The sequence below is a fragment of the Cellulomonas sp. S1-8 genome (genome assembly GCF_026184235.1).
Taxonomy (GTDB): Bacteria; Actinomycetota; Actinomycetes; order Actinomycetales; family Cellulomonadaceae; genus Cellulomonas.
In genome coordinates this window covers 172,067-197,946 of record NZ_CP110806.1, presented here as the reverse complement: position 1 = coordinate 197,946, position 25,880 = coordinate 172,067, and the positions used below count along the sequence as shown (strand labels likewise).

Annotated in this window: 27 protein-coding genes; 16 read left to right on the top strand and 11 right to left on the bottom strand. The window is 73.9% G+C overall.

Annotated elements, in window-relative coordinates:
- The first annotated feature begins 21 nt into the window (after nt 1-21).
- The 4 genes from OKX07_RS00870 (at nt 22) to OKX07_RS00855 (ending at nt 2,021) form a co-directional block, all read left to right on the top strand.
- Nucleotides 22-774: a class I SAM-dependent methyltransferase gene (locus OKX07_RS00870; protein WP_265629979.1), complete on the top strand. Its 753-nt coding sequence runs from the start codon at nt 22-24 to the stop codon at nt 772-774.
- Between the two features lie 88 nt (nt 775-862).
- On the top strand, nt 863-1,204 hold the full coding sequence (locus tag OKX07_RS00865) for an AbrB/MazE/SpoVT family DNA-binding domain-containing protein (protein WP_265629978.1): 342 nt from the start codon (nt 863-865) through the stop codon (nt 1,202-1,204).
- Nucleotides 1,201-1,650, top strand: coding sequence for a PIN domain-containing protein (locus OKX07_RS00860; protein WP_265629977.1), 450 nt, complete (start codon nt 1,201-1,203; stop codon nt 1,648-1,650). Before OKX07_RS00865 ends, OKX07_RS00860 begins: the two co-directional genes overlap by 4 nt.
- Nucleotides 1,651-1,721: 71 nt before the next feature.
- Nucleotides 1,722-2,021, top strand: coding sequence for a hypothetical protein (locus tag OKX07_RS00855; protein ID WP_265629976.1), 300 nt, complete (start codon nt 1,722-1,724; stop codon nt 2,019-2,021).
- A gap of 105 nt (nt 2,022-2,126) precedes the next feature.
- On the opposite strand, the gene OKX07_RS00850 is transcribed toward OKX07_RS00855, so the two are convergent.
- Nucleotides 2,127-4,241 carry an alpha/beta fold hydrolase gene (locus OKX07_RS00850; RefSeq protein ID WP_265629975.1) on the bottom strand — a complete coding sequence of 705 codons (2,115 nt, stop codon included), beginning with the start codon at nt 4,239-4,241 and terminating at the stop codon, nt 2,127-2,129.
- A 285-nt stretch (nt 4,242-4,526) separates the two neighbouring features.
- On the opposite strand from OKX07_RS00850, the gene OKX07_RS00845 reads away from it, so the two are divergent.
- Genes OKX07_RS00845 through OKX07_RS00820 form a run of 6 tightly spaced genes read left to right on the top strand, consistent with a single transcriptional unit; the run spans nt 4,527 to nt 7,579 of the window.
- Entirely contained in the window at nt 4,527-4,955 is a 429-nt protein-coding gene (locus OKX07_RS00845; RefSeq protein ID WP_265629974.1) for a VOC family protein, read from the top strand.
- 17 nt (nt 4,956-4,972) lie between these two features.
- On the top strand, nt 4,973-5,353 hold the full coding sequence (locus OKX07_RS00840; protein WP_265629973.1) for a VOC family protein: 381 nt from the start codon (nt 4,973-4,975) through the stop codon (nt 5,351-5,353).
- Between the two features lie 55 nt (nt 5,354-5,408).
- A complete protein-coding gene (locus tag OKX07_RS00835; RefSeq protein WP_265629972.1) occupies nt 5,409-6,320 on the top strand; it encodes an ABC transporter ATP-binding protein in 912 nt (303 codons plus the stop codon).
- Nucleotides 6,317-7,174, top strand: coding sequence for an ABC transporter permease (locus tag OKX07_RS00830; protein ID WP_265629971.1), 858 nt, complete (start codon nt 6,317-6,319; stop codon nt 7,172-7,174). Before OKX07_RS00835 ends, OKX07_RS00830 begins: the two co-directional genes overlap by 4 nt.
- A gap of 1 nt (nt 7,175) precedes the next feature.
- Nucleotides 7,176-7,439: a helix-turn-helix transcriptional regulator gene (locus OKX07_RS00825; RefSeq protein ID WP_265629970.1), complete on the top strand. Its 264-nt coding sequence runs from the start codon at nt 7,176-7,178 to the stop codon at nt 7,437-7,439.
- Between the two features lie 11 nt (nt 7,440-7,450).
- Nucleotides 7,451-7,579, top strand: coding sequence for a hypothetical protein (locus OKX07_RS00820; protein ID WP_265629969.1), 129 nt, complete (start codon nt 7,451-7,453; stop codon nt 7,577-7,579).
- Nucleotides 7,580-7,950: 371 nt separating this feature from the next.
- Here the strand turns inward: OKX07_RS00820 and OKX07_RS00815 are convergent, their stop codons facing one another.
- From OKX07_RS00815 to OKX07_RS00800, 4 genes are all read right to left on the bottom strand, one after another.
- A complete protein-coding gene (locus OKX07_RS00815) occupies nt 7,951-9,519 on the bottom strand; it encodes a M20/M25/M40 family metallo-hydrolase (RefSeq protein ID WP_265629968.1) in 1,569 nt (522 codons plus the stop codon).
- A gap of 177 nt (nt 9,520-9,696) precedes the next feature.
- Nucleotides 9,697-11,304, bottom strand: coding sequence for an OmpA family protein (locus OKX07_RS00810; protein WP_265629967.1), 1,608 nt, complete (start codon nt 11,302-11,304; stop codon nt 9,697-9,699).
- A 17-nt stretch (nt 11,305-11,321) separates the two neighbouring features.
- Complete coding sequence (locus OKX07_RS00805) at nt 11,322-13,019, bottom strand: OmpA family protein (RefSeq protein WP_265629966.1); 1,698 nt, start codon at nt 13,017-13,019, stop codon at nt 11,322-11,324.
- A gap of 153 nt (nt 13,020-13,172) precedes the next feature.
- Nucleotides 13,173-14,450 carry an alpha/beta fold hydrolase gene (locus tag OKX07_RS00800; RefSeq protein ID WP_265631767.1) on the bottom strand — a complete coding sequence of 426 codons (1,278 nt, stop codon included), beginning with the start codon at nt 14,448-14,450 and terminating at the stop codon, nt 13,173-13,175.
- Between the two features lie 108 nt (nt 14,451-14,558).
- Here OKX07_RS00800 and OKX07_RS00795 point away from each other — a divergent pair, with 108 nt between their 5' ends.
- The 3 genes from OKX07_RS00795 (at nt 14,559) to OKX07_RS00785 (ending at nt 17,232) form a co-directional block, all read left to right on the top strand.
- Nucleotides 14,559-15,164, top strand: a complete 606-nt coding sequence (locus tag OKX07_RS00795; protein WP_265629965.1) for a hypothetical protein — start codon at nt 14,559-14,561, stop codon at nt 15,162-15,164.
- A 117-nt stretch (nt 15,165-15,281) separates the two neighbouring features.
- Nucleotides 15,282-16,709 carry a PepSY-associated TM helix domain-containing protein gene (locus OKX07_RS00790; RefSeq protein WP_265629964.1) on the top strand — a complete coding sequence of 476 codons (1,428 nt, stop codon included), beginning with the start codon at nt 15,282-15,284 and terminating at the stop codon, nt 16,707-16,709.
- Nucleotides 16,710-16,794: 85 nt separating this feature from the next.
- Nucleotides 16,795-17,232 (top strand): nitroreductase family deazaflavin-dependent oxidoreductase, encoded by a 438-nt coding sequence (locus OKX07_RS00785; protein WP_265629963.1) that lies wholly within the window; start codon nt 16,795-16,797, stop codon nt 17,230-17,232.
- A gap of 228 nt (nt 17,233-17,460) precedes the next feature.
- Here the strand turns inward: OKX07_RS00785 and OKX07_RS00780 are convergent, their stop codons facing one another.
- The 3 genes from OKX07_RS00780 to OKX07_RS00770 all read right to left on the bottom strand — a co-directional run bounded on the left by OKX07_RS00780 (nt 17,461) and on the right by OKX07_RS00770 (nt 21,292).
- Nucleotides 17,461-18,933 carry a flotillin family protein gene (locus tag OKX07_RS00780; protein WP_265629962.1) on the bottom strand — a complete coding sequence of 491 codons (1,473 nt, stop codon included), beginning with the start codon at nt 18,931-18,933 and terminating at the stop codon, nt 17,461-17,463.
- Nucleotides 18,934-19,054: 121 nt separating this feature from the next.
- The gene (locus OKX07_RS00775; RefSeq protein ID WP_265629961.1) at nt 19,055-19,522 is read right to left on the bottom strand and encodes an NfeD family protein; all 468 of its coding nucleotides are present in this window, start codon (nt 19,520-19,522) and stop codon (nt 19,055-19,057) included.
- A 216-nt stretch (nt 19,523-19,738) separates the two neighbouring features.
- Complete coding sequence (locus OKX07_RS00770) at nt 19,739-21,292, bottom strand: amino acid permease (RefSeq protein ID WP_265629960.1); 1,554 nt, start codon at nt 21,290-21,292, stop codon at nt 19,739-19,741.
- Nucleotides 21,293-21,442: 150 nt separating this feature from the next.
- Here OKX07_RS00770 and OKX07_RS00765 point away from each other — a divergent pair, with 150 nt between their 5' ends.
- Nucleotides 21,443-21,910 carry a hypothetical protein gene (locus tag OKX07_RS00765; protein ID WP_265629959.1) on the top strand — a complete coding sequence of 156 codons (468 nt, stop codon included), beginning with the start codon at nt 21,443-21,445 and terminating at the stop codon, nt 21,908-21,910.
- Nucleotides 21,911-22,031: 121 nt separating this feature from the next.
- Nucleotides 22,032-22,757, top strand: a complete 726-nt coding sequence (locus tag OKX07_RS00760) for an HNH endonuclease family protein (protein WP_265629958.1) — start codon at nt 22,032-22,034, stop codon at nt 22,755-22,757.
- A 66-nt stretch (nt 22,758-22,823) separates the two neighbouring features.
- Here the strand turns inward: OKX07_RS00760 and OKX07_RS00755 are convergent, their stop codons facing one another.
- The 3 genes from OKX07_RS00755 to OKX07_RS00745 all read right to left on the bottom strand — a co-directional run bounded on the left by OKX07_RS00755 (nt 22,824) and on the right by OKX07_RS00745 (nt 25,261).
- Nucleotides 22,824-23,678: an IclR family transcriptional regulator gene (locus tag OKX07_RS00755; protein WP_265629957.1), complete on the bottom strand. Its 855-nt coding sequence runs from the start codon at nt 23,676-23,678 to the stop codon at nt 22,824-22,826.
- A 108-nt stretch (nt 23,679-23,786) separates the two neighbouring features.
- Nucleotides 23,787-24,581 (bottom strand): M50 family metallopeptidase, encoded by a 795-nt coding sequence (locus OKX07_RS00750; protein ID WP_265629956.1) that lies wholly within the window; start codon nt 24,579-24,581, stop codon nt 23,787-23,789.
- Complete coding sequence (locus OKX07_RS00745) at nt 24,578-25,261, bottom strand: DUF2993 domain-containing protein (RefSeq protein WP_265629955.1); 684 nt, start codon at nt 25,259-25,261, stop codon at nt 24,578-24,580. Before OKX07_RS00745 ends, OKX07_RS00750 begins: the two co-directional genes overlap by 4 nt.
- Nucleotides 25,262-25,429: 168 nt before the next feature.
- Between OKX07_RS00745 and OKX07_RS00740 the strand changes: the two genes are divergently transcribed.
- Nucleotides 25,430-25,846 (top strand): hypothetical protein, encoded by a 417-nt coding sequence (locus OKX07_RS00740; protein WP_265629954.1) that lies wholly within the window; start codon nt 25,430-25,432, stop codon nt 25,844-25,846.
- The last annotated feature ends 34 nt before the right edge of the window (nt 25,847-25,880 follow it).

Below are 25,880 nucleotides of genomic sequence, written 5' to 3'. Positions count from 1 at the left end.
CCGCAAGGAAGGTGTCGCCTCATGAGCGGGCAGTTCTACTCGGATGCGACGTTGTACGACCGGTTGTTCCCCGGGAGCGAGCAGGCCGTCGAGTTCTACAGGGCCGAGGCCGGTCGGCACGGCGGGCGCGTCCTGGAGCTCGGGAGCGGCACCGGGAACAAGCTGATCCCGATCGCCTCCGACGGGCACGCGTGCACGGGCCTCGAGCTCTCAGCGGCCATGCTCGCCGAGGCTCGGCGCAAAGCGGCCGAGCGTGGCGTGGAGGTGGAGTGGGTGCAGGGCGACATGCGCGAGTTCGACCTGGGCCGGACGTTCGACCTCGTGCTCATCGCCGCCAACTCGTTGCTCCACCTGCACGCTGCCGAGGACCTGGTGGCCTGCTTCCGGTTGGTGCGACGGCACCTGGCGCCCGGAGCGCGGCTCGTCTTCGACGTGTTCAACCCGAGCGTCGGCGTGCTCGCCCAGGCCGACGGCATCCGACGACGACGCGACGCGCTGTCGTTCGTGGACCCTGATCGTGGCGTGGTGCACGTCGACGTCGCGGACGAGTACGACGCGGCCGCGCAGGTCACTCGCGGCAGGTGGTACTTCTCGACCGACTCCGAGGCCGACTTCGTCGTCATGCCGCTCGAGATCAGGAGCATCTTTCCCCAGGAGCTGCCGCTGCTGCTCTCGCTCGGCGGTCTGCGGGTGGTCGAGCGCTTCGGTGACTGGTCCCGTGCGCCACTCACCGCAGGTGCGGCGCTCCAGCTCTACGTCTGCGAACCGCACTGAGTCGGCTGCCCCGGCGGACCTCGCAAGCAACCCGGTGTCACGGGATCGATGTTGTGACACTGTCTGCCCCCACGTACACTCGGAACTCATGAGGACAGATCGAGCACGCCGCGCCCACGGAACGGTCAACAAGCAGGGGCGGGTCGTGATCCCCGCAGAGGTCCGCGCTGCGCTCGCACTCGAGGCCGGTGACCGCGTCGAGTTCGTGGTCGAGGACGACGGCGTCCGGCTCGTGACGGCACGCGCCGCTGCCATGGCCGTGTGGGCGAACAACACAGGCGGTGACGCCGGTGACTCCACGGCCAAGGTTCGGGCGGCGCGCACCGAGGACCAACGGCTCGAGGAGGCCGGCTTCAACCGCAGCACGCCTGCTCCGGCAGACCTGGACCTCAGCGCTGCCGACCTGCTCGCCGAGCTCGGGGTGGCATGACGAACGTCGCGTTCGACAGCTCGGTGCTGCTCACCTGGATCCTGCAAGAACCGACCTGGCAACGTGTCGACGCCTTGCTGAGCAACCCGCAGATCACCCCTGTCCTCGCCGGCCCGGTCCTAACGGAGGTCGTCCACCGTGCGCGGGTCGACGGCAACACCTCGACCCCGTCACAGCTCTGGACGGCTTTCTCCGCCCACGGCGCCGTGATCGCTCACCCCGAGGACGACGACCTGCTGCGCGCAGCAGAGCTGCGGGAGGCCTCCGACGCCCACCCCGGTCCCCATCACGCCACGCTGTCGCTCGGTGACGCTCTGATCCTCGCGACCGTCGAGCGGTTGGGTGTCAAGGTCGTCACGCGCGACAGGTACTGGTCGTGGTTCGCCGCCCAGGGTCACACCACAGCCACCGTCCTCGACTACGTGTCGTCGGGCGCGGGCCGCTAGACCGTGCTGCTGGAAGCCCGTGAGCCGGGTGCAGGCTGACGGCTTCCCGTTCGACCGAAGAGGATTGAGGCGTGCCCGACCGACCTGAGATCGTCTGCATCTGCGGCTCCAGCCGGTTCGTCGACGAGATGCGTGCGGCGAACCGTGACCTGACTTTGGCAGGCGTCATCGTCGTCGCGCGGGGCGAAGCGAACGAGGTGATGACCGAGGCGCAGAAGGCCGCGCTGGGCGCCCTCCACCTGCGGAAGATCGAGCTGGCTGACCGGGTCCTGGTTGTCAACCCGGGCGGGTACGTCGGCGAGTCCACGAGCAGAGAGATCGCCCATGCCCACGCCACCGGCAAGCGGGTCTCGTTCACCGATCCTGTCTGACGAGCTGACGCACCACAGTCGGGTCCCATCTGCGGTCTCTTCTGCCAGCCGGATCGTGCGTCCACGGAGGCGATGCCTCCGCGGACACGGACCCAGGTAGTGCACTCAGCCCAGCACCTCCGGGTAGGCCACCGCGTCCTCGCCCGTGCGGCCCAGGACGTGCTCGGCGAGGAACGCCTCGACCGCGCCGTACCAGACCTTGGCGTGCTGCGGCTTGAGGATCCAGTGGTTCTCGTCCGGGTAGTACAGGAAGCGGTGGGGGGTGCGGCCCTCGTCGTCGGCGGGCAGGCCGGACGCGGACAGCAGCTCGTACCACAGGCGCAGGCCCTCGCCGATGGGCACGCGGTAGTCCTTGTCGCCGTGGACGACGAGCATGGGCGTGACGATGTCGCCGACGAACCGGTGCGGTGAGTTCTCCAGCGCCATCTCGGGGGTCATCTCGCGCTGCCAGTAGTACGAGGCGTCCGTCGTCGGGCCGAACTGGTCGAGGGCCCACAGGCTCGCGTGCGTGACGATCGCGCGGAAGCGGTCGGTGTGCCCGGCGACCCAGTTGGCCATGTACCCGCCGAACGACCCGCCCATGACGGCGGTGCGCTCGGGGTCGACGTCGTCGCGCTCGAGGGCGGCGTCGGTCGCGGCCAGCAGGTCCGTGTAGGGCGCCGCGCCCCACGCGCCCCAGCCGCGCTGGACGAAGTCCTGGCCGTAGCCGGTCGACAGCGCGGGGTCCGGCAGCAGCACGGCGTAGCCGCGCGCGACCATCAGCCACGGGTTCCACCGCCACGACCACGCGTTCCACGAGCCGAGCGGGCCGCCGTGGATCCACAGCAGCAGCGGGGCCTTCGCCTCCGGGCCGGCGCCCTCGGGCAGGGCGAGCCACGCGCGCACCCGGGTGCCGTCGGGGGCCGTCGCGACGACCTCGTCGAGGCGTCCCGGCAGCGGGACGTCGGGCGCGGGCGAGCGGAGGGCCTGCGCCGCGACGGGCGCGCCGACGAGCGCGGCCGCGAGGTCGATCCGCACGGGGTGCGCGGGCACCGCGTACGACGTGCGCAGCGCGTACGCGGTCCGCCCGTCGGGGCTGACCCGCACGTCGGAGAACGCCGCGTCGTCGCTGGTCACGCGCGTGACCGTGTCGGAGCTCAGTTCCACGTGGAACACCGGCGCGCGGCCGTCGTCGTCCGCGACGACCAGCAGGGCGTCGGACGACGGCAGCCAGACCGGGGTCGACGGCCACCGGTCCCAGCCCGCGGCCAGCCGGCGGGGCTCACCGCCGGCGAGCGGCGCGACCCACAGTTCGACGGCCGGCGCCACGTGCGGCGTCGACAGCGTCTCGCGCGCGTAGGCGACCCACTGCCCGTCCGGCGAGACGACCGGGTGGCCGATGTCCGCGCCCTCGTCGTCGACGAGCACCCGCCGCTCGCCGCTCGCGACGTCGACGGCGACCAGGTGCGTGCGCAGCTCGCCGCGCGCACCCGCGCGGTTCCACGGCGTGACGACGGTGCGCCCGTCGGGGCTCAGCGCGGGGGTCTGCTCGAGCAGCTCGGTGCGGGCGCCGGGAGTCACGTCCGTCAGGTCGAGGCGCGGGTCGCGCTCACCGGCGCGGGGGGCCGCGACGTCCGCGGCGACGGTCGCGACGAACGCGTGGGGCGACCCCGGACCCAGGTCGTGGTCCCAGTACCGCACCGGGTACCCGGTGTGCAGGATCGCGGCGACGCCTGCGTCCTTGCGCTCCTTGCGGCGGCGGTCGTCGTCGGTCGGGTCGCTCGCCGACGGCAGGACCTCGGACAGGACCAGCACCGTCGGCGCGTCGGTCGCGACCTGCACGCCCCCGAGCCCGGCGCCGCGGTCGGCGACGACGCGGGCCTCGGCGCCGTCGGCGGGCAGCAGCCACAGCGCGGCCTTCGGGTCCTCGTCGGTGTCCTGCGCATCCGGGTCGGGGCGCGCGCTCGTGAACAGCAGGTCGCCTGCGGGCGTGAACGCCGCGGACGCCTCGCTCTTGGCGGACCGTGTCAGGCGCCGCGCCGCGCGCTCACCCGTCGGGTCGACCTCCCAGAGCGCCGTGACGTACGCGGTGCGCTTGCGGTCGAGGGTCTGCACGGCCGTCACCAGCCGTGTGCCGTCGGGCGAGAGTACGAGGCCCGACAGTCGCGGGAGCGCGACGTACGCGTCGAGGTCGTGGAAGGGCGTGGCGGCCGGGGTGTCGCCGCCGGGAGGTGTCGTCATGGCACCGTCCTACCACCCTCAGGTGACAGGGGCGTCCGACGCGTCGCCGTCGCAGCGGCACCACTGCGCGTCCGGGACCTGTGCCCGCACCGCCTCGACGTGCTCGCCGCAGCCGGCCCAGGTGGTCCGCCCGCAGGTGGGGCAGGGGGTGGGGTAGCACATGAGGGTCCTCCGGGGTCACGATCACTGTAGCCGCGGCGCGCGCGGCCACCGGCGTGCCCGATGAGTCGGGACGGCGGCGCCGGTCGGTACGTCCTGTCAGCCCGCACCCACCTGGAGGACCGCATGACCGCACGCATCAGCCCGTACCTCGGCTTCAGCGGCCAGGCCCGCGCCGCCATGGAGTTCTACGGCGAGGTGTTCGGCGCCGAGCCGACGTTCAGCACGTTCGACGAGTACGGCATGGCGCAAGACCCGGCGGACGCGGGCAAGATCATGCACTCCCAGCTCGAGCTGCCGAGCGGCGGCGGGACCCTCATGGCGTCCGACGCGCCGGCCGCGCAGCCGGCCCCGGACGAGTCGTCGTCGTCCGTCGCGCTGTTCGGCGAGGCCGCGGACGCCGAGGCCCTGCGCGCGGTCTTCGCGCGGCTCTCGGAGGGCGGCACCCCCGGTGTGCCGATGGAGGTCGCGCCGTGGGGCGACGAGTTCGGCATGGTCACCGACAGGTTCGGCGTCGGCTGGATGATCAACGTCGCGGGTGCGCCGCAGGACTGAGACGAGAGGGGGAGCCCATGACCACGCTCACGCCCTACCTGACCGTCCACGACGGCAGCACGGCGATCGCGTTCTACGCGGCCGCGTTCGGCGCGGTCGAGACGGGGGAGCGGTACGAGGAGGACGGGAAGATCGGCTTCGCCGCGCTGACGATCGACGGCGCGCCCCTGTTCCTGTCCGACGAGGCCCACGAGTACGGCGCGTGGGCGCCGGCGACGCTCGGGCAGGCGACGGCGTCGCTCGCGCTGACCGTGGCGGACGTCGACGCGGCGTACGCGCGGGCGATCGCCGCGGGTGCCACGGTCGATCGCGAGCCGAGCGACCAGGGCGACGAGCGGCGCGGGTGGCTCGTCGACCCGTTCGGGCACCGGTGGGTGATCAGCTCGCCGATCGGCTGAGGTCATCGCTCTCCAGAGGTAGCGGGAGTGCGACGGTATGTAGTACACCTACTACATGGAGCGCATCGAGAACGCCGCCGTCCGCGTTGCCGGCCTGCGCATGGCGTACGGCGACCTCACCGTGCTCGACGGCGTCGACTTCGAGGTCGCGCACGGTGAGGTCGTCGCCCTGCTCGGGCCCAACGGCGCCGGCAAGACGACGACCGTCGAGATCGTCGAGGGCTTCCGGCACCGCGACGCGGGCGACGTCGAGGTCCTCGGCGTCGACCCCGCACGCGGCGACGATGCCTGGCGGGCCCGCATCGGCGTCGTCCTGCAGTCCTGGCGCGACCACCGCCGGTGGCGCGTGCGCGAGCTCCTCACGCACCTCGCCGACGCCTACCGCCCCTACGCCGACGACCGGGGTCCGCGACCCCGGGACGTCGACGAGCTGCTCGAGCGCGTCGGGCTCACCGACGCCGCACGGCAGCGCACGGCCACCCTGTCCGGCGGCCAGCGACGTCGGCTCGACGTCGCCGTCGGGCTCGTCGGACGACCCGACCTGCTGATCCTCGACGAGCCCACCGCCGGCCTCGACCCCGCCGCGCGCCGCGAGTTCCACGAGCTCGTCCACGAGGTCGTGGACCGCGACGGCACCGTCGTGCTCATGACCACCCACGACCTCGCCGAGGCGGAGACCGTCGCCGACCGCATCCTGCTGCTCGCCGGCGGACGCATCGTCGCCGACGGCAGCCCCGCCGCCGTCGCCCGCCAGGTCGCCGGGCCGGCGGAGGTGCGCTGGAACGCCGACGGCGCCCGCCACGTGCACAGCACCCACGACCCCGTCGCCTTCACACGCGACCTGCTCGCCGGCGGCGACGTCGAGGACCTCGAGGTGGTCCGGGCGAGCCTCGAGGACGCCTACCTCGAGATCGTCCGCCGCCACGAGGCCGGCGCGCACCACCCGGACCTGGAGGTCGCACGATGAGCACCCCCACCCCCCGCGCCTGGGCCGTCCGCACGGGAGTGCGCCGCGGCGTCGTCGAGTTCCGCCACATGCTGCGCAACCCCGAGGACATCGGCTGGAACGTCGTCATCGGGATCGGGATCCTCGTGTACCTCGTCACGCAGCGGGACACCGCGATCCCCGGCAGCGGGGGGCTGACGCTCCCCGACGTCGCGCTGCCGGGCATCCTCGCGTCGCTCATCCTGTTCGGCATGGTCATGGGCCCGGCGTTCGCGCTGTCGACGGAGATCGAGGACGGGACCGTGCTGCGGATGCGCACGATCCCGCGGGGCACGACGACGTACACCGTCGGCATGGTCGTCAGCCAGGTGCTCGGTGCGCTGCCGATGCTCGTGCTCCTGCTGGCTCCGTGGCCCTTCCTGCTCGGCGACCCCATGCACCGCGGCGCGGGCGGGTGGGTCGCGGTCGTCGGCTGGCTGCTGCTCGGCACGCTCGCCACGCTGCCGATCGGCATCGTCGGCGGCGCGCTCGCCGGACGGCCCACGCGCGTCCTGCTGTTCGTCATGGCACCCGTGGTCGCGCTCGCCTTCCTCTCCGGCGTCTTCGGCCCGCAGACCATCCCGCCGTGGGCGGCGGGCCCCGTCCAGGCGTTCCCGCTGTACTGGTTGGCGCACGGCCTGCGCTCGACGACGCTGCCCGCGGGGGCCGAGGGCCTGGAGATCGGCGACGCCTGGTACCCGGGGATCGCCGCGCTCGTGCTGCTGGCGTGGGCCGTCGTGGGGCTGCTCGCCGCGCCCGCCGTGCTGCGCCGTACCCACGCGCGTGCGACCGCGAGCGCGCTCGCCGCCCGCCTCGACGCCCTCGTGGGCCGCTGACGTGGCGGACGACGAACGGCGCGGACCCCAGTCGGGCGACTCGGTCCACAACCGGATCGCGGTGCTGCGCGCGGAGCGCGGCGTCAGCCGGCGTGAGCTCGCCGACGCGCTGGGGGTGCACTACCAGACCGTCGGGTACCTCGAGCGCGGCGAGTACAGCCCGTCGCTGCACCTCGCGCTGCGCATCGCCGCGTTCTTCGACGTGCCGGTCGAGGTCGCGTTCTCGATCGAGCCGTTCGCGCGGATCGGCGCTCCGTCGGCATGACGGGGGGCGACGTGGACCGCCCGGACGACGGCGACCGGCGGACCCGGCGACGTGTGCGCGTCCTGGTGTGGGCGGGTGCGGCGGTGTGCGTCGCGACGCTCGTGGCCCTGGTGCACGCGGTCTACCCGCTGCTGTGGTGACGTGCGGTCCCGGACGGCGGTGTCCGCGTCAGGTTGGGCGCGAGGCTGGGCGGCCACCTGCATCCTGCACCTTGACCGAATCGCGTGGCAGAGCCGGGTGAGAATCTTCACATTTTCATCACATCATGACGATTCAACCCGCGGCTGGGGGACTCGTCTTGGTGAAACTCGGGCTCCAGGTCAAGAAAAGGTCATGCAGGGTCTTGGCAGAGACCGCCCGGAGGAGCAAGATGGCGCCCGTCAACAGCGGGGCTGGGCGGCCACGCCAACGACGACGTCGGCACCGCACGAGCGCCGGGCAACCCGCCGGACGTGCGGTGGCCCGGGCGCCTCAGGCACCCGGGCCACCGGTCAGGCCTGCCGCCGGGGCGTCAGGCAGCCTTCTCCATCGTGCCGTTCTCGTGGCCGCGCCAGTGGCCCTTGCCCTTGCCGGGCTTCCACGGACCGTGGTGGTGACCCTGGTCGCCGGGGCCCGAGACCCCGTTGATCGCCGAGGTGTCACGCGCCAGGCTCGCCGTCGCGAACGCCACCGCCGGAGCCATGATCCCGATCGCCTCGCGGCTCACGTTCGCCAGGTCGTCGGCGGGGGTGTGGTAGTTCGGGTCGTGACGGATGTCGGGGGTGCCGCCGAACAGCGCGACCTCCTCGGGCGTCTTGATGTCGTCCGCACCCGTGAACAGACCCGAGGCCGGCACGCCGTTGAGGATGAACGCCTCGTAGTCCGAGCGCCCGGAGAACTCGGTGTCCACCCACGGCTGGCCCGTCGAGTCGAACCAGTCCGTCAGGACCGCCTCCGTCTGCGCCGACCCCTCCGGCACCTCGACCGGTGCGGGGTACGTCGACTCGTCCGCGTCGTAGACGCCGATGATGTAGTTGGGCGACCCGACCATGTCGAAGTTGAGGTACGTCGCGATGCGGTCGAGCTCACCCTCCTGCGTCGCGAGCTCGTCCACGTACGCCGTCGAGCCGATCAGGCCCAGCTCCTCGGCACCCCACCACGCGAACCGCACGGTGTTGTTCAGCTTCTTCTGCTTGCCGAGCTGCACCGCAACCTCGAGGAGCACCGCCGAGCCCGACCCGTTGTCGTTCAGACCCGCACCGTCCTCGACGCTGTCGAGGTGTGCCCCCAGCATGACGACGTTGTCGTCGCGGCCCGCGCGCGTCTCCGCCAGGACGTTGAAGCTCTCGCGCTCCTCGGGGTGGAACCGGGTGTCGAGGGTCAGGGGCGTGCCCGCGGTCACGGCCGCCACGACGGCCTGCCCGTCGGCCAGGCTCATGCCCGCGACCGGCACCTGCACGACGCCCTCCGCGCCGAGCGTCCCGAAGAGCATCTCCTCGATGTTGTTGTAGACGACGACGCCCACCGCCCCCGCGTCCGCCGCCGCGACGGCCTTCTCCGCGAACGAGCAGACCCCGCGGCTGATGACGGCGATCGTGCCGACCGCCTCCACGCCCGCCCACGAGTCGGCCGTGCAGCCCGTCGTGTCACCCGGCAGCGAACCGGGAGCGGTCACACCGCCCTCGGCGCTGTTCGGCGCGTACAGCATCTGGTCGACCTCGAACGTCTCGCCCGTCCCGAGCGTCAGGCTCGCGGCGTCGATCACCTCGAGACCGAACGTGAACGGGTCCCGCGTCGTGGTGTAGCCCGCCCTCCGGAGCGTGCGCTCGACGTAGACCGCACTGGCCTCGTACCCGTCGGTGAGAGCAGCGCGGTTGCCGTCGTTCTGGTCGGCGACCCGCTGGAACGCCTCGAGGTGCTTCCAGACGCCGCGCGTCGTGACCTGCCGTGCGAACCGCTCGGCGTCGATGGCATGGCCCGGACCCGGGCCTGGCCCACCCCCGCGGCCGTGCGCGGCCGCCGGTGGGACGAGCAGTGCACTCGTGCCGAGCACGAGGACGGCGAGGGTGCCGGCGAAGCCGGCGGTGCGTCGAGCTGCCACGGTGGTGTCCCCTTCTCCACGCGAGGCCCGCGGCCGGTCGGCCGGGACCGTGGACGTCGCCCGGACGGGTGCACCCGAACGGCGTCGAGCACAACGTAGGCAGGAGGGGTCCGGAAAGTCACGACATCCGGTGACATCACGGACGGAGCCCGGCACCCCGGCGCGTCGACGACCTCGTCACGCGCCGCCCGGGGTCACGGGTAGATCGACGAGCCGGAAGTCGCGGGTGGACATGTCACCGTCACCCGCCTGGAAGGTCACGCTGTCCACGTCCAGCGACGGGAACACGAACGTGTAGGTGCGGGTCTGGCCGCCGTCGATGCGGCCGCCGGACGCCAGGTCGGTGAGCGGGAACCACTCGCCACCGGGGTGCTGCTCGGACTCCCCGGTGCGGTAGTCCAGGGGGAACAGCCGCGTAGCGCCGTGGAGCAGGACGCCGCGCGCCGACGCGTCGGGCGACGAGGTGCCGGCGCCCCGCCCGCGCGGACCGCCGTCGAGCGAGCCGATCGTGTCCCCCATGCCGTTCTCCTCGTCGTCGGCGCCGTGGACCGTGACGTCGACGACGACGTGCCCGTGGACACGCCGTGCGGTCGCGTCGACCTCCCACACGCGTCGCCCGCCCTCGATCCGCAGCGGGGTGCCGGCCGGCCCGACCTGGCCGTCCTCCCCGAAGGGAGGCAGCTCGCCCGTCGTGGTCAGGTCGGTCCGGGTGACGACGGTCGAGGTCAGGGTCACCGTGACGCGGCGGTTGAGCGCGCGGTTCTCCTCGGAGTCGTTCGGCACGAAGGGCTCGGCCTCGCCGCGGCCGTCGACGGTCATCGGGTACGACGCCGTGTCGACCAGCGCGCCGAGCGCGTCGGCGACCGTCTGCGCCCGCGCCAGGGACAGGTCGGCGTTGTACGCGTCGTCGCCCTGGTCGTCGGTGTGCCCGACGACGCCCACCGTCCCCGGCTCACGTTCGGTGAGCCGTTGCGCCACGAGTCGCAGCGCCGCGTCCGCCGCCGGGGTCAGCACCGCCTGGTCGAACTCGAACAGCACGTCGGACCCGAGGGCGATGTCGACCTTCTCGGTCGACTCCACCGTCTGCACGGCGCCCTCGAGCTCGGCGCTGCTGGACTCCAGCGAGAAGACGGGGGCGTCGGCGACGGCGTCGAGGTCCAGGACGTCGACGTCGGACGTCGCGGTCGCGCTCGACGACGCAGTCGCCGGACGCACGCTCGACGGCACGTCACCGTCGATCACGGGCACGGCCGCAACCATCGGCGCGCCGGGCAGGAAGACCGCGACCTCGGTCGCCCGCGGGTCCGGGGCGGCGTACGCGATCTGCAGACGCCCGCCCTCGGGCTCGTCGAGCGTGCCCCAACGTTCCGGTGCGACGACGGGGTCACCCGCCGCGTCCGTGGCGACGTGCAGGACGACGTCCCGCTCGAGGTCCACGAGCCGGACGTTGCTCGGTTCGTGCCGCGTGACATGGTGCGTGATCCCCTGGGTGCCGAAGCCCTCGACGTGCACCCACCCGATCTCCGGGATCGGGTCCTGCGCGGTGAGGTCGAGCGTGAGCACCGCGAGGTCGCCGACCCGGACCACCGGGTGCACCCCCACCTCGATCTCCATCCCGTCGCTGGGGATCGCAGCCGTCGCCACCACATCCTCCGGCTGCGGGCCGGGGGTGACGGTCGGGGTGGTCGTGCGGTCCGGGCCTGGTGCCGGGTCACCGCCGGTGCAGGCCACGAGCGTCAGGGTCAGTGTCGCGGCGATCAGGGTCGCCGGGCGCAGGGTCCGCACGTCGTCGGGTCCGTTCGTCAGTCGGTCGGGTCGGGGGTGGGTGTCGCCGCGCCGTCGGCCGCGACCGGCACGTCGAGGAGACGGAAGTCGTCGTCGAACGCGACGCCGGTGCCGGCCTGGAAGACCACCGACTCCACGTCGAGCCGCGGGTACACGAACGTGTAGGTCCGCGTCTGGCCGCCGTCGATCCACGCCCCGGCGTCGAGGTCGGAGGCCGTGAACCACTCGCCGTCGGGCCACGTCTCGTTCACGCCGACGCGGTAGTCCAGGGGGAACAGGCGGGACGCCCCCTGCAGCACCGTGCCGCGGGCCGTGAGGTCGTGCGGGGTGACCGTCTCCCCCGGGCGGTGGCTCGAGAACCCGCGCAGGAAGCTGACGGCCCAGCCGAGGCCGTCCTCGTCGTCCGCGCCGTGCACGGTCAGGTCCACGACCACGTGCCCGTGGACACGACGGGCCGTCGCGTCGACGTCCCACGCACGCGCGAAGTTCTCCACCCGCAGGGGCGTCCCCGCGGTGCCCACGTAGGCGCCGAACGGCGGCAGCTCGCCCGTCGTCGTCACGTCGGTCCGCGTGATGACGGTCGACGTCAGCGACACCGTGACCCGGCGGTTGACCGCCTTGCCCTCCTCGGTCCCGTTGTCGGCGATCGGCTCCGCCTCGCCGCGCCCCTCGACCTTCATCCGGTGCCCGGAGCCGTCGACCTGCGCCGCGAGCGCGTCCGCGACCGCCTGCGCGCGCCGCGCCGACAGGTCGCGGTTGTACGCGTCGTCGGCCTGGTCGTCCGTGTGCCCGACGACCTCGACGGTGCCCGCCTCCCGCTCCGCGAGGCGCTGCGCGACGAGCGCCACCGCCTCGGCGGCCGCGGGCGTCAGGTCGGCGGAGTCGAACGCGAACAGCACGTCGGACCCGAGCGTGACCTCGACCTTCTCCGTCGACTCGATGGTCCGCACCGCGCCCGCGAGCTCGGCGCTCGTCGACTCGAGCGGGAACGTCGGCGCGGTGACGACCGCATCGAGGTCGAGCTCCTCGGGCGGCTCGACCTCCTCGACCTCGGGCGTCGCGGACGGGCTCGCCGACGCGGCCGCGGCGGCGCTCGCCGCAGCGGTCGCCAGCGCGGCCACGTCGTCCGGGTGCGCGGCCGCGGGCAGGTCGCCGTCGACGATCGGCACGTCGGCGAACAGCGGGGCTCCCGGCACGAGCAGCGCCAGCGACTCGACGTCCGCGGCGGGTGCGGCGAACGGCATCTGCAGGCGGGTGCCACGCTCGCCCGTGATCCGGTCCCAGTCGTCCGGGGCCACGACCGGTTCGCCCTCCGCGTCGGCTCCGACGTGGTGGACGACGTCGCCGGCAAGGTCGAACAGCCGGACGTTGACCGGGTCCGAGCCGTCCGCGATGAAGGACGTCACACCGAAGCCGAGGATGTGGATCGTCTCCTCCATCTCCTCGACGGGCACGATGTCCAGCGTGAGGACCACGTGCTCCCCGGCCCGCACCAGCGGGTGCACGCGCACCTCGTGGTCGACCCCGCCCTCCGGGATCACGGCCGTCGCGACGACGCCCTCCGGCTGCGGGCCGGGGTCGACGGTCGGGGTCGGTGTGCCGTCGGGACCGGGCGACGGGTCGCCGCCGGTGCAGGCCGCGAGCAGCGCGACCGCCGCGCACAGGCCGGTCGTGAGCGCGCACCGGACGGGGCGGGACGGGCGGGCAGCGCGCACGACGAGGTCCTCCGGAGGGTGGGTGTCCCGCCATGATGCCGGACCTGCCGGGATCGCCCGGACCGTCGTCCACAACCTCACCCGTTCACGCCGCCAGCACCCCCCACCCCACCTGCGACAGGGGTGGGGGCGTCAGGTCGATCCGGCCCCGCCTCAGCGGGAGGTGACCGACCAGCGACCCGCGGTCAGGTCCTGCAGGCGCGGCAGGATCGCGTCGCCGGCGACGCGCAGCCCGTCGTGCAGGTACTCGTTGGTGACCCACACCTGCGCGTTGCCGAGCGCCGACGCGGTCGCCAGCGCCAGGTCCAGGTCGACGTACGGGTCGTCGTAGTACTGCACGGCCGCGACCGGGACCTCGTTCGCGGCGAGGCGGTCGACGTCGTAGAGCTCCGGCCACTCGGTGCGCGTCGCGAGGGCATCGGCCGCTGCCGCGAACGGCCGCAACGCCGCGACCTGCGCGAACATCCACGGGAACACGGCCTCCCCCGTCAGGTGCAGGGGGCGTGCGGCGGCGGCGAACGCGGGGTGGCGCGCGTGCTCGGCGGCCGCGGCCCACCCCGGGGCGCGGTGACCGGAGTGGTAGATGACCTCCTGCAGCACCAGGTACAGCGGGTTGGCGTCGAAGCCCGTGCGCGCCGCGACCTGCGCCAGGAACCCGGGCGCGGGCTCCCCGTCGCGGTCCAGCGCGGTGTCCAGCAGCCAGTGCAGCCCGGCGACGCCGGTGCTCATGCCGAGGTCCATGCCGAGGGCCTGCAGGCGCTCCACCGTCAGGACGTCGCCCGTCGCCAGCACGACGTCACGCGCGGCGACCCGGTCGGCCAGACAGCCCAGCAGCGCGACGTCGTCCGGGAACGCGCGCCGCAGCGCGCGGTTGCGCGCGAGCTGGCGGGGGTACGTCGCCGCGTACACGTCCTCGGCCGTCGCGCCGACCGGCGGCAGGCCACCGGTGATCCAGCACGCATCGAGCGCACCGGGGTGCCGGGACAGGTACGTGAGCGTGAGGAACCCGCCGTACGACTGCCCGAGCGTCGTCCACCGGCGACCGCCGTACACCGTGCGGCGCAGGTGCTCGGCGTCCTCGACGATCGCGTCGGCCCGGAAGCACGCCAGGTAGCCGGCGGCCGTGACCGCGTCGTCGAACGCCGCGACGTCGGCGCCCTCGACGCGCGACGACCGGCCCGTGCCGCGCTGGTCGAGCAGGACGACGCGGTGCGTGCGCAGCGCGGTGGCCCACCAGCCCCCGCCGGGTGTCGGCCGCGGGCTCATCCCGCCCGGCCCGCCCTGCAGGAACAGCAGCAGCGGCAGGTCCTCACCGTCCCGGGCGGGATCGACGACCTCCCGCGCGAACACCTCGATCGACCCGAACCGGTGCGGGTCGGCCCAGTCCACCGGCACCTCGAGCCGGTGCTCGCGCACCCGGAACCCCGTCATCGCGTACTCGGTGAGACTCACCCCTCCACGCTAGGCCGCGTCGGGCGCCGCGGGGCCGAAACCCTTCACCCCGGGGGTCAGGACGAAGGTCCCGCTAGGGTCCGCACCATGACCGCGTCCCGGGGCTCCGCGCTCTGGGTGGCCCGCGCGGCCGGCGTGGCGACGACCTCCGTGGCCTTCGCCGTCGGCGCGCACGTCGCCTCCGGCGGCGCCCGTCCGACGGCCCAGGTGCTCGTCGCCCTCGGCGCTGTGACGTTCGCCGCCGCGACGCCGCTCGCCGGTCGGCGTCTGCGGACCGTCGGGCTCGTCCCCCTGCTGGCGGCGCTGCAGCTGGTGGTGCACACCGCGCTCACCGTACTCACGGGCGCGTCGGCCGCGGCGACCGGGCCCGCGGCGCAGCACCACGGCGTGGGCACCCTGCCCGACGTCGCCCCTGCGAGCACCCACGCGCACAGCGGCCTGGGCATGCTCGCCGCCCACGGCGCCGCGGTCGTCCTGACCGCCGCCCTGCTCGCGGGCGCCGACCGCGCCGCGGCGAACGTCGCGCGCTGCTGGGCGTTCGTCGCGCACGTCGTCCGGCTGCTCGCCGAGCACGTCGACGTCCGCGTCCCGCGCCAGGAGCCCCGGTGGGTCCGGCGTCGGCCGGTCACGGCCTGGTTGCCGACCGCCGCCCCCCGTCGAGGACCACCCGCGCTGCCGCTCCCCGGCTGCTGACGGCCGCTGCGCGGTCGGGCGGGCCGGGGCACAGCCACGTCCCCGACGCGCGCAGCGCGGTGCCCACGGCGGCGCCGCGCGTGGCGCGCGCCCCCGATCCCTCGGAAGCGACCCCTCATGACCACGACCCGCACCCCGGCACGCCCGGACGCCGGACCCCCTGACGACGCCGCACGGACCTCTCTGTGGTCCGCGCTGCACCCCCTGCTGCTGCGCCTGCACTTCTACGCCGGCGTCCTCGTCGGCCCGTTCCTGCTGGTCGCCGCCACGACGGGCCTGCTCTACACCACCACCCCGCAGCTCGAGACGGTCGTGCACGCCCAGGAGCTGGTCGTCGACGAGGTCGGCACACGCCCGCGCGCGCTCGACGAGCAGCTCGCCGCGGCGCGCGAGGCCCACCCCGAGGGGCGGGTCACCGAGATCCGTCCCGCCGCGACCCCCGACGGCACCACACGCGTCGTCCTCGCCGTCGACGACGTCCCCGAGGGCAGGGGCCGCACCGTGTTCGTCGACCCGTACACGCTCGAGGTGCGCGGCGCGCTCACCACGGCCGGCGAGTGGCTGCCCGTGCGCTGGTACCTCGACGACCTGCACCGCAACCTGCTGCTCGGCGAGCCCGGCCGGGTGTACTCCGAGATCGCGGCGTCGTGGCTGTGGGTCGTCGTGCTCGCGGGCGTCGCGATGTGGGTCGCACGCAGCGCCCGGCGCGGCCGGCTGCGCCGGCTCGTCGTCCCCGAGACCGCGGCCCGCGGACGGCGCCGGCTGCTCTCGTGGCACGGCGTCGTCGGCCTGGTCGTCGCGGTCGGTCTGCTGGGGCTGTCGGCCACGGGGCTGACATGGTCGGCGCGGGCGGGCGCGAACATCGGCGAGCTCCGCGAGTCCCTGGGCTGGATCACGGCCGCCGTCGACACCACGATCGACGAGCCCACCGGCGGTGGTGGTGGGCACGTCCACGGCGCAGGTGAGGGTGCGGCCGCCGACGTCCCGCTGAGCGGCGTCGGCAGCGTGCACGCCGTCGCCCAGGCCGACGGGCTGCGTGACCCGGTGCGGATCGTCCCGCCCGCCGGTGACGGGCAGGCCTGGACCGTCGCCGAGACGACGCGGTCGTGGCCGACCCAGGCGGACACCATCGCCGTCGACGGCGCGACCGGTGAGGTCGTCGACCGCGTCGACTTCGCCGACCAGCACCTCGCCGCCAAGCTGACCCGCTGGGGCATCGACGCGCACATGGGCCTGCTCTTCGGCGTCGTCAACCAGCTCGTGCTCGCCGCGCTCGCGATCGGCCTGATCACGCTCGTCGTGCTCGGGTACCGCATGTGGTGGGCGCGCCGCCCGACGCGGTCACCCGGCTTCGGACCCGGACCGTGGCTGCCGCCCGGCGGGCTGCGTCGGGCGCCCCGCGTGCTCGCGGTCCTCGTGGTCGGCGTCGCCGCCGTCGTCGGCTGGTTCGTCCCCCTGCTCGGCGTGCCGCTGCTCGGCTTCCTGCTGGTCGACGTGCTGCTGGCCGTCCGCGCGCGTCGCCGCCGCGAGGTCTCCCGTGCCTGACGCGGCGAGGACCTGCGGGGTGGACGCCGGCTGTGCCGGGGGGCGGCGGGGAATGGCGTCGGCCGTCGACGACGTTGGCACGGGTATGCCTCTCGTCGGTGAGTACGCGCCCAGCACGTCCGCCCACGCCCGCAAGCAGGCCGAGCTCTACGAGAGCTCCGGCGGGACCAAGGGCACGACGCTGAACGGCAGACCCGTGATCGTGCTGTGGACCCTGGGGGTCAAGAGCGGCAAGATCCGCAAGACCGCGCTGATGCGCGTCGAGCACGAGGGTGAGTACGCGGTCGTCGCGTCGCTCGGTGGGGCCCCGACGCACCCCGTCTGGTACGGCAACATGGTTGCGCACCCGCTGGTCGAGCTGCAGGACGGCCCGACCCGCAAGGACTACGTCGCACGCGAGGTCACCGGCGCGGAGCGTGAGACCTGGTGGGCGCGGGCCGCCGAGACGTGGCCCGACTACGACGCGTACGCCCGGCGCACCGACCGCCAGATCCCGGTGCTGGTCCTCACACCCGCCGACTGACGGGCTGGATCGCGCGGCGGCAGCGCGCCGTCGACGCGCGGCCCTCGGTCCGCTCCCTGAGACGCCGCCTCGACCAGACCGGCCTGAGTCGTCCATCCAGCCCCAGAGGCTGACTCAGGCCGGTCTCGCCGCGGGCCCGTCTCACCTGCCGGCTCATCGCTTGCCGCCCAGGGCGGGGCTGGATCGCCCTCCCACCACCTGGTGAGAGGGCGATCCGGCCCCGGTCCGTCAGCCGCCGTGGTGCTTCGTGGACCCGCCGGTGCCGCCGGCGACCTGGGAGCCGATGTTCGCGACGAGGGTGTTGAGGTCGAGGCCCGTGAGGGACTTGATGACCTCCTGGCCCTCGCCCAGCACCTTGCCGACCGTCTTGGTCAGGGCCGACGCGCCGTCGGTCGAGACGACCGTGAGCTGGTCGATGTTGCCGATGGGCTCGGCCGCCGCGCGGACGATCTCCGGCAGCAGCGCGATGACCTGCTGCGCGAGGACGGCGTCGCCCTGCTCGCGCAGCGCGTCCGCCTGGGCGCGGGTCGCGTCGGCCTGCGCGAGACCCTCGGCCCGGATCGCGGACGCGCGGGCGGCACCGAGCGCCTCCACGGCGCTCGCCTCGGCGAGCTGACGGTCACGCTCGGCGTTGCCCGCGCGGATCGTCGCCTCGGCGGCCGCCTCGGCGTCCTGCACCGTGGCGATCTTGTTGGCCTCGGCGACCTTCATGCGGCGGTACGCGTCGGCCTCGGCGGCGGCGTTGGCGGCGTCGCGCTCGGCGTTGGCGTGCTGCACCGCGGCGTACGCGGACGCCTCGGCCGGCTTGCGGATGTCGATGTCGAGCTGCTCCTCGGTGACCTTCGCCTTCTCGGCCAGCGCGTCGCGCTCCTGCAGGGCGACCAGCTTGTCCTGCTCGGCGCGGGCCAGCTGACCGGAGGCGTTCGCCTCGGCGTTGGCGCGGTCGGTCTCCGCCTTGATCCCGGCCTGCTTCAGGGCGAGGTCGCGCTGCCGCTCCGCGATCGACTCCATCGCCTGGATCTTGGCGAACTCGGAGACCTGCTGCGCCTCGGCCTCCTTGACCTCGGCGACCTGCCGGGCGCGCGCCGCCTCGGCACGGCCGAGGTTGCTCAGGTAGTCCGACCCGGGCGTCGAGATGTCGGAGATGTTGAGCAGGTCGACCTGCAGGCCCTGCTCGGCGAGGTCGGACTTGGTGGAGCTGACGACGGCGTCCTGCAGCGACTTGCGGTCGCTGATGATCTGCTCGATCGTCATGTCGCCGATGATGGCGCGCAGCGAGCCCTCGAGGGACTCCTTGATGACGTCGTTCAGCGTCGCCTGCTGCGAGAGGAAGCGCTGGGCGGCACGCCGCACGCCCTCCTCGTCGCCGCGGACCTTGAAGTTGATGGACGCCTTGATGGCGAGCTTGATGCGGTTCTTGTCGACGCCCTCGACGGTGATGCCGATCTGACGCTGCTCGAGCGAGATCGGGAAGCCCTGCTGCAGCACGGGCCACACGAACACCCGTCCGCCGACGACGACGCGCTGGCCACCGTCGACAGCGGCGTTCTTGCCTGCCCCACGCCCGACGATGATGAGCGCCTCGTTGGGCGGGACGCGCCGGATGCGCTTGGTGATCAGTGCGATGACCGCGATGAACGCGATGATCAGCGCACCGACGGCGAGGACGGTGGCGCCGTCCTGGAGGAATCCGTCGAACATGGTGTCCCGGCCGGGCCGGGCCCCTTCCTGTCGTTGCTGCCTGGGTGGTGCTGGGGCCGCGGTGCGGCTCAGGTCGACGCGTGGTGCGGGTGCTGCGGGTGGGACGGGACGGTGGCGCGGGTCACACGGGTCGCACGTGCACGCGGGATCCCGAGACGCCGACGACGACGACGCGGGTCCCGGCGGCGATCTCCTCGTCGGACCACGCGAGGCGCGCCTCCAGGTCACGCACGCCCTCGAGACGGACCTCGCCGCCCGACGGGCCGGTGGTCGCGGTCGTCAGGCCGAAGGCGCCGTCGAGCGGCGGCGGCGGCCCGTCCTCGGTGTCGGACAGCCGCTTGATGGTGAGCTGCGAGACCGCGGCGGCGAGCACCGCGAAGCCGATCCCGATGACGTACGCCCACACGTCCGCCAGGTCCGCGGAGAGCGCGATGACACCGCTCGCCCCGAACACGACGGCGCCCACGCCGGCGGCGATGCCGGAGAACCCGCCCTCCCCGATGTCGAACGACTCGAAGACGTCGCCGAAGACCAGCGACGCGAGCAGCAGGACGAGGCCGATGCCCCCGATGACGAGGAAGACGATCACGGACGGGGGTCCCTTCGGTGGGGGGGTGCGCGGTCAGTATGCCGCAGGCCGTCCACCCCCGGGCGGGCCCCGGGACCCCCTGTGGACGCGCAACCGGGCGAACCGGGCATGTGGTCGGCCCGGTGCCTCCGACGGGGCATCGAACCGACCCCGCGTCGACGTCTCAGGCCGGCGCGGGCCTCCCGCGCGGCGCGTCCGCGGGGTGGTCCCCGGCGGTCACGGCCCGTCCGGCTCCGGGGCGGGCGCAGGGGCCGAGGCCGTCGTCATGGCCCCGCGGCCCAGCAGGGAGTGCCGGTAGGAGTACCCGAAGTACACGGCGGACCCGACGACGACCCACGCGAGGAACCGCAGCCACGTCAGGGTCGTGAGGTTGAGCATCAGCCAGATGCACGCCACCCCGGAGACGATCGGCAGCACGGGCGAGAACGGCACCCGGAACCCGCGCGCGAGGTCCGGCCGCGACCGGCGCAGCAGGGGGACGCCGAAGCTGACCAGCACGAACGCGGACAGCGTCCCGATGTTGATCATCTCCTCCAGCAGCTCGACCTCCGACAGCCCGGCGATGAGGGCGACGACGACGCCGGTGCCCACCTGGAGCCACAGAGGCGTGCCGAACCGCGGCGACGTGCGGGACATCCCGCGCGGCAGCAGCCCGTCGCGGCTCATGGCGAACACCACACGCGTCAGGCCCAGCAGCAGCACCATCAGCACGCTCGTCAGGCCGACGAGGATGCCCACGGAGATGACCCGCCCGGCCCAGTCCGCGCCGACGAGGACGAACGCGGTCGTCAGGGACGGGGAGTCCGACGCGGCGAGCTCGGTGTAGCTGACCATGCCCGTGACGACCACGGTCACCAGGATGTACAGGACGGTGACGAGCGCCAGGCCACCGAGGATGCCGCGCGGCACCGCCCGCTGCGGCTCCTTGGTCTCCTCGGCCGTCGTCGCGACGACGTCGAAGCCGATGAACGCGAAGAACACGAGCGCCGCGCCGGACAGGATCCCCATGACGCCGTACATGCTGGGGTCGAACCCGAGCAGGAACCCGGTCAGCGGCTGGTGCAGCGCGCTGGTCCCCTCGGGGGCGGGCTGCGACGGCGGGACGAACGGCGTCCAGTTCTCGGCCTTGACGTAGAAGAACCCGGCCACGATGACGAAGACCGTGATGCCGACCTTGAGGAGGGTGAACACGCTGTTCACCCGTGAGCTCAGGCGCGTGCCGACGGCGAGCAGCGCGGTGAACACCGCGACGACGAGGACCGGCCCCCACGCGACGTCGGCACCACCGACCGCGACCGTCGCCGGCACGTCGAACCCGAACAGCGCGAACGCGTCCGACAGGTACACGCCCCAGAACTTCGCGATCACGGCCGAGGCCAGGAGCATCTCGAGGATGAGGTCCCACCCGATGATCCACGCGACGAACTCGCCCATCGTCGTGTAGGAGTACGTGTACGCCGAGCCCGCCACGGGCATCGTCGACGCGAACTCGGCGTAGCACATGATCGCCAGCGCGCACACGAACGCGGCGACGACGAACGAGACGATCACCGCCGGGCCCGCGTGGTCCGCCGCCGCCGTGGCCCCGACCGAGAAGATGCCGGCGCCGACCGCGACCGCGACACCCATCACCGCGAGGTCCCACGCACCGAGCGTGCGCCGCAGCTGCCGCTCCGGGTCGTCGACGACGGCGAGGGAGTCCTCGACCGACCGGCGTCGCATGATGCTGCGCGGTGCCCGCGTGGGCCGCCGTGCGTCCGCTGCCGTCATCGTCCTCCCCCTCGCTGGCCCCGTCGGCCGACCCCGAGAGCATGGCGTGCGCCACCCCGGCCGGCCACCGGACGTTCGTCCTGGTGCGGGCCCCGTGCGTGCGGCGCCGCCCGGCGTGCGCGTCCCCTCACCGCTCGGCATGGTGGGTGGATGGACGACACCGCGGGACGCGCAGCCGACGACGGACCCGACGACCGGCACGTCCCACCCGCGGGCGTGGACGACGCGACGGTGGCGGCGGTCGGCGGGGTGACGGCGGCGTTCGAGGTCGTCGAGCACGCGCGCGGGATGCTCTACGCGTTCCACCGGCTGATCGGCCGGGCCGACCTCGAGCTGCAGGAGGCCCTGGACGACCTCGAGGCCGCCGGGCACGGCGAGCTGGCCGACCGGGTCCGCGCCGAGGTGGTCGGGCGCAACGTGCTGCCGGGACGCTGGACGTTCCAGATGATCGAGGAGTTCGACGACGGGTACCACCGGGCGTTCGCGCAGGCCGAGCAGCAGGTGCGCGACGAGCTGACCGCCGGGCGGCGGCACGTGTACGAGGCGCAGCTCAAGGAGCGCGAGCGCACCCACGGCCGGCCGGGTCACGAGGCGCGTCCGGCCGAGCCGCGCGACTGACGGGGGGTCGGCGCGACAGCCGGCGCGGTGAGCCGACCACAGCCCCGTCGGCGCAGGCGGCCGTCACCGTCCGGGCGTGTGGTGCCCCGGTTTGTCCCCCCTGTGCGGCAGGGTGCTCCCCGTGACCTCGACGGACGACATCCTGCGCCAGGCCGCGCGCCGCAGCGGGCGCAACCCGCGGTCCTGGGCGGTCCTGCTCGTGGCCGCGCTGGCGGTCGGGCTCGGTGCGCCCGTCTGGCTGGACGCCCGCACGACGGCCCAGTACCCCGTCACCGCGCAGGACCTCGCGGCGGGGCGGACGGCGCTCGACGCGCTCGTCGTCAAGGGACGGGCGCCGCGGACCGGCTACGACCGCGACGAGTTCGGCCAGGCGTGGGCCGACGTCGACCGCAACGGCTGCGACACCCGCAACGACATGCTGCGCCGCGACCTCCTCGACATCACCCTGAAGCCCGGCACGCACGACTGCGTGGTGCTGACCGGCACCCTGGACGACCCGTACACGGCCCGGTCGATCGACTTCGAGCGCGGCGAGCGGTCGTCCGAGGTGCAGATCGACCACGTGATCGCACTGTCCGACGCCTGGCAGAAGGGCGCGCAGGGCTGGACCGACGAGCAGCGCACCGCCTTCGCGAACGACCCCGCGAACCTGCTCGCCGTCCACGGGCCCACCAACCAGAGCAAGGGCGCGAGCGACGCGGCCACGTGGCTCCCGCCCAACCGGGGCTACCGGTGCGCGTACGCGCTGCGGCAGAGCATGGTCAAGGCCGCCTACGGCCTGTGGGTCACCCAGGCCGAGCACGACGCGCTGACGCGCGAGATCGACCGGTGCGTCGTGGCTCGGTGAGGGCGCGGCAGCGCCGAGCACGACGACGGTGAGCGCAGGGTCCCGACGACGGGCGCCGCGCCGACGTCAGGCGCCGCGCTGCTCCCGCGTCGCGCCGCTCGCCGCGTCGGCCCACGCGTGCCCGGCACCGGCACCGCCGAGGCGACGCGTCACGGCGCGCGCGGCCAGGACGACGGCGCGCGCGTGCTCCTGCACCGCGGCGGTGGGCATGCGCGCGGCAGGCCCGACGATGGCCAGCGCACCGACCACGCCGCCGGTGTGGTCGAGCACGGGCGCGGCGACCGCGCGCACGTCGGGGTCGAACTCGCGGTCGTCGACGGCGAAGCCACGGCGCCGGGTGCGGACCAGCTCGGCCCGCAGCTCACCGGCGTCGGTGATGGAGCGCGACGTCGCGGGGCGCAGGCCGCCGGCGACGGTGCGCTCGACGACGGACTGGCCCGCGACCGACAGGATCGCCTTGCCCGTCGCGGTGCAGTGCAGCGGCACGTTCGCGGGCAGCCGCCCGGGCATGCGGCCGAGACCGGAGGCGACGCGGTGACCGACGAGCCGGGCATGGAGCCCGTCCGGCACCGCGAGCAGCGACACGCAGCCGCTGGTGCGGGCGAGGTCGTCCAGGGAGGCCGCGGCGGCGGACTCGATGTCGAGGCCGGCGAGGTACGCGTGGCCCAGGCGCAGCGCGCCGGCACCGAGGCGGAACCGGCCGCTCGTGTCGTCACGGCGCAGCAGCTCGGACTCCAGCAGGGGGGTCGCCAGCCGCAGGACCGTGGACTTGTGGACGCCGAGGCGTCGGCCGATCTCGGCGGCGGTCAGGCCACTGGGGTCGGAGTCCTGAGCGCACACGTCGAGCAGGGCGAGGGCGCGTCGCAGTGACAGGGACTCGTTGCGCCCCGAACGCGGCTCGGCGTCGGGAGGAGTGGGCACCACTTCACTATCGCAGAGGCTGGACGCTTGTCCGACTCGTGCGAGCCTCGAATTCTGCGGTCATGACGGCCCACATCGGGGCACACCACCACAAGGCGGGCGGGTGATTCAGACCGACGGCCACGCCGCCAGCAGCCACGCCCCGCCGAGCACGAGGAGCGCACCGCAGACGAGCAGGAACACCCCGACCCACACGACGGCGGGCACGTGCGTCAGACCAGCCAGGAGTCCCGCGTCGGACTCGTCGCGCATGCCGCGCCGCCGCACCCGCCGCCGCTGGGTCTGCATCTCGAGCACCGCGCGCGGCGCCCCCAGCAGGAAGAACCACGTGAGCCCGGCGGCGACCACGGTCTGCACCTGCGTCGGTGCCCACACCGTCACGGCGACCAGGACCGCGCCGCTGACGAGCACCGCCCACAGCCCGTACCAGTTGCGGATCTGCAACAGCACGAGCGCGAGGAGGAGCAGCAGGAGCCACAGCACGCCGAGCGCGTAGCCGCGGGACAGCAGCCACGCGGCCGCCAGGCCCAGCACCGCGGGCCCCGGGTAGCCCGCGGCGACGGTGGCGACCATGCCCGGCCCGCGCGGCTTCCCCCGCGAGACGGTCAGCCCGGACGTGTCGGAGTGCACGCGGATGCCCGACAGGCGACGCCCGACCAGCACCGCGACCGCGGCGTGAGCGGCCTCGTGGACGATCGTCAGACCGTGCCGCAGCAGGTGCCACACGCCGGGCACGGTCAGGGCGACGAGCACCACGACCCCCACGACGAGGACGGTGACGCGCTCCGGCGCAGGCTGCGGGGTGGTGACCTGCTCCCACAGCCCCGCGACACCGCCCGACGTCCCCGGTGCCGCGCTCGTCGCGACCAGCGCCGCGAGGCCCGTCATGCCGGCCGCGCTCACGGCGCCTGCTCCAGCACGACGTCGGCGCCGGCGGCGGTGAACCGCACCCCGTCCGGCACGACGACGGCCCGTTCCAGGACGACCCCGGCGGGCAGACCCTCGAGCGGCACCTCGATCCCCACGAGCTGCTCGGCGACGTCGCCCGGCAGCTGCTCGAGCCGCAGGGTCGCGGCCCCCAGGGTGACGTCCTGGACGTCGACCAGCAGCCGACCCGCCTCGACGCGCGGCACGAGCCCGGCCGTGAGCGGCATGCCGAACAGGTCGCCCGCGGCCCGCAGGACGTCGCCGTCGACCGCGAGCTCGAGCGACGTGCGCTCGGACACGATCTCCTGGACGGACGCGGTCGCCACGGTCGCCTCGATCAGCACCGAGCCGACGCGGTAGGGAGCGTCCAGGGAGACGTCGTGCGCGTCGACCGTGACGTCCGTCGCGGCGATGCCGTCGAGCACGACACCCGGCGCGGTGGCCGTCACGTCGTCGAGGGACCGGGCGAGCAGCTGGGTGAGGAACGGGAACCCGGCGATCTGCACGTCCGGCGTGCCGTCGACCTGCAGCTGCTGCGTCACGACCGCCGCCGCCTGGTCCTCGGCGTTGCCGCGCGCGTACCCGTCGGCGACGTACGCCCCCACCGCCACGAGCCCGAGCGCGACGACGCCCGTGACCAGCCCTTTCGCACCCATGCGTGTCCTGTCCGTCGTCGTCACCACCGCGTCCGGTGCCCACCGTAGGCGGCGGACCCGGGCGACGCCCAGGTGCACCGGCCGCGGCCGCCGCCCGGGGACGTGATTCCTGTGGCGTACGTCACAGCAAGTGCCTAGGCTCGTGCCACGCCCAACGGAGGACGCGCGATGATCTGGGCTCTCCTCTTCCTCGCCCTGGTGGCACCCGCCGCGATCTTCTGCGCCGTCTGGGCGATGTTCCCCTCACCGGACGAGCCGCCGCGGTGGCGGGTCGCGCTGGCCGAGCGGCTCGACGTCGTCGCCGACCACCTGCGCCGCCGGCACGCCGAGCCGTACGACCCCTTCCTCACGCTGCGCGTGCAGGAGCGCCTGGGGGCGGTCGCGACCCACGTGCAACGCCTGGAGGGTGACGACCGCACGTTCGCGCGCGCCGAGCGGATCATCGCCTCGCAGCTCGCCTACGACCAGCTGCTCGCCGAGGCGTGCCGGATGGCGGGGGTCGAGGTGCTCCCGGCGGCGAAGGGTGACCCGCAGGAGAGATTCCGCGAGGAGGTCGCGCTCACCGAACGAGGCTGGACGTGGTGAGGGCGGACGTGGTGAGGGCGGACGTGGTGAGGGC

Bases quoted from the DNA above. Each gene is read 5' to 3' on its own strand.
- OKX07_RS00870 (WP_265629979.1), top strand. From the start codon at position 22: ATGAGCGGGCAGTTCTACTCGGATGCGACGTTGTACGACCGGTTGTTC.
- OKX07_RS00865 (WP_265629978.1), top strand. From the start codon at position 863: ATGAGGACAGATCGAGCACGCCGCGCCCACGGAACGGTCAACAAGCAG.
- OKX07_RS00860 (WP_265629977.1), top strand. From the start codon at position 1,201: ATGACGAACGTCGCGTTCGACAGCTCGGTGCTGCTCACCTGGATCCTG.
- OKX07_RS00850 (WP_265629975.1), bottom strand. From the start codon at position 4,241: ATGACGACACCTCCCGGCGGCGACACCCCGGCCGCCACGCCCTTCCAC.
- OKX07_RS00845 (WP_265629974.1), top strand. From the start codon at position 4,527: ATGACCGCACGCATCAGCCCGTACCTCGGCTTCAGCGGCCAGGCCCGC.
- OKX07_RS00840 (WP_265629973.1), top strand. From the start codon at position 4,973: ATGACCACGCTCACGCCCTACCTGACCGTCCACGACGGCAGCACGGCG.
- OKX07_RS00835 (WP_265629972.1), top strand. From the start codon at position 5,409: ATGGAGCGCATCGAGAACGCCGCCGTCCGCGTTGCCGGCCTGCGCATG.
- OKX07_RS00830 (WP_265629971.1), top strand. From the start codon at position 6,317: ATGAGCACCCCCACCCCCCGCGCCTGGGCCGTCCGCACGGGAGTGCGC.
- OKX07_RS00800 (WP_265631767.1), bottom strand. From the start codon at position 14,450: ATGACGGGGTTCCGGGTGCGCGAGCACCGGCTCGAGGTGCCGGTGGAC.
- OKX07_RS00795 (WP_265629965.1), top strand. From the start codon at position 14,559: ATGACCGCGTCCCGGGGCTCCGCGCTCTGGGTGGCCCGCGCGGCCGGC.
- OKX07_RS00790 (WP_265629964.1), top strand. From the start codon at position 15,282: ATGACCACGACCCGCACCCCGGCACGCCCGGACGCCGGACCCCCTGAC.
- OKX07_RS00785 (WP_265629963.1), top strand. From the start codon at position 16,795: ATGCCTCTCGTCGGTGAGTACGCGCCCAGCACGTCCGCCCACGCCCGC.
- OKX07_RS00780 (WP_265629962.1), bottom strand. From the start codon at position 18,933: ATGTTCGACGGATTCCTCCAGGACGGCGCCACCGTCCTCGCCGTCGGT.
- OKX07_RS00770 (WP_265629960.1), bottom strand. From the start codon at position 21,292: ATGACGGCAGCGGACGCACGGCGGCCCACGCGGGCACCGCGCAGCATC.
- OKX07_RS00765 (WP_265629959.1), top strand. From the start codon at position 21,443: ATGGACGACACCGCGGGACGCGCAGCCGACGACGGACCCGACGACCGG.
- OKX07_RS00745 (WP_265629955.1), bottom strand. From the start codon at position 25,261: ATGGGTGCGAAAGGGCTGGTCACGGGCGTCGTCGCGCTCGGGCTCGTG.
- OKX07_RS00740 (WP_265629954.1), top strand. From the start codon at position 25,430: ATGATCTGGGCTCTCCTCTTCCTCGCCCTGGTGGCACCCGCCGCGATC.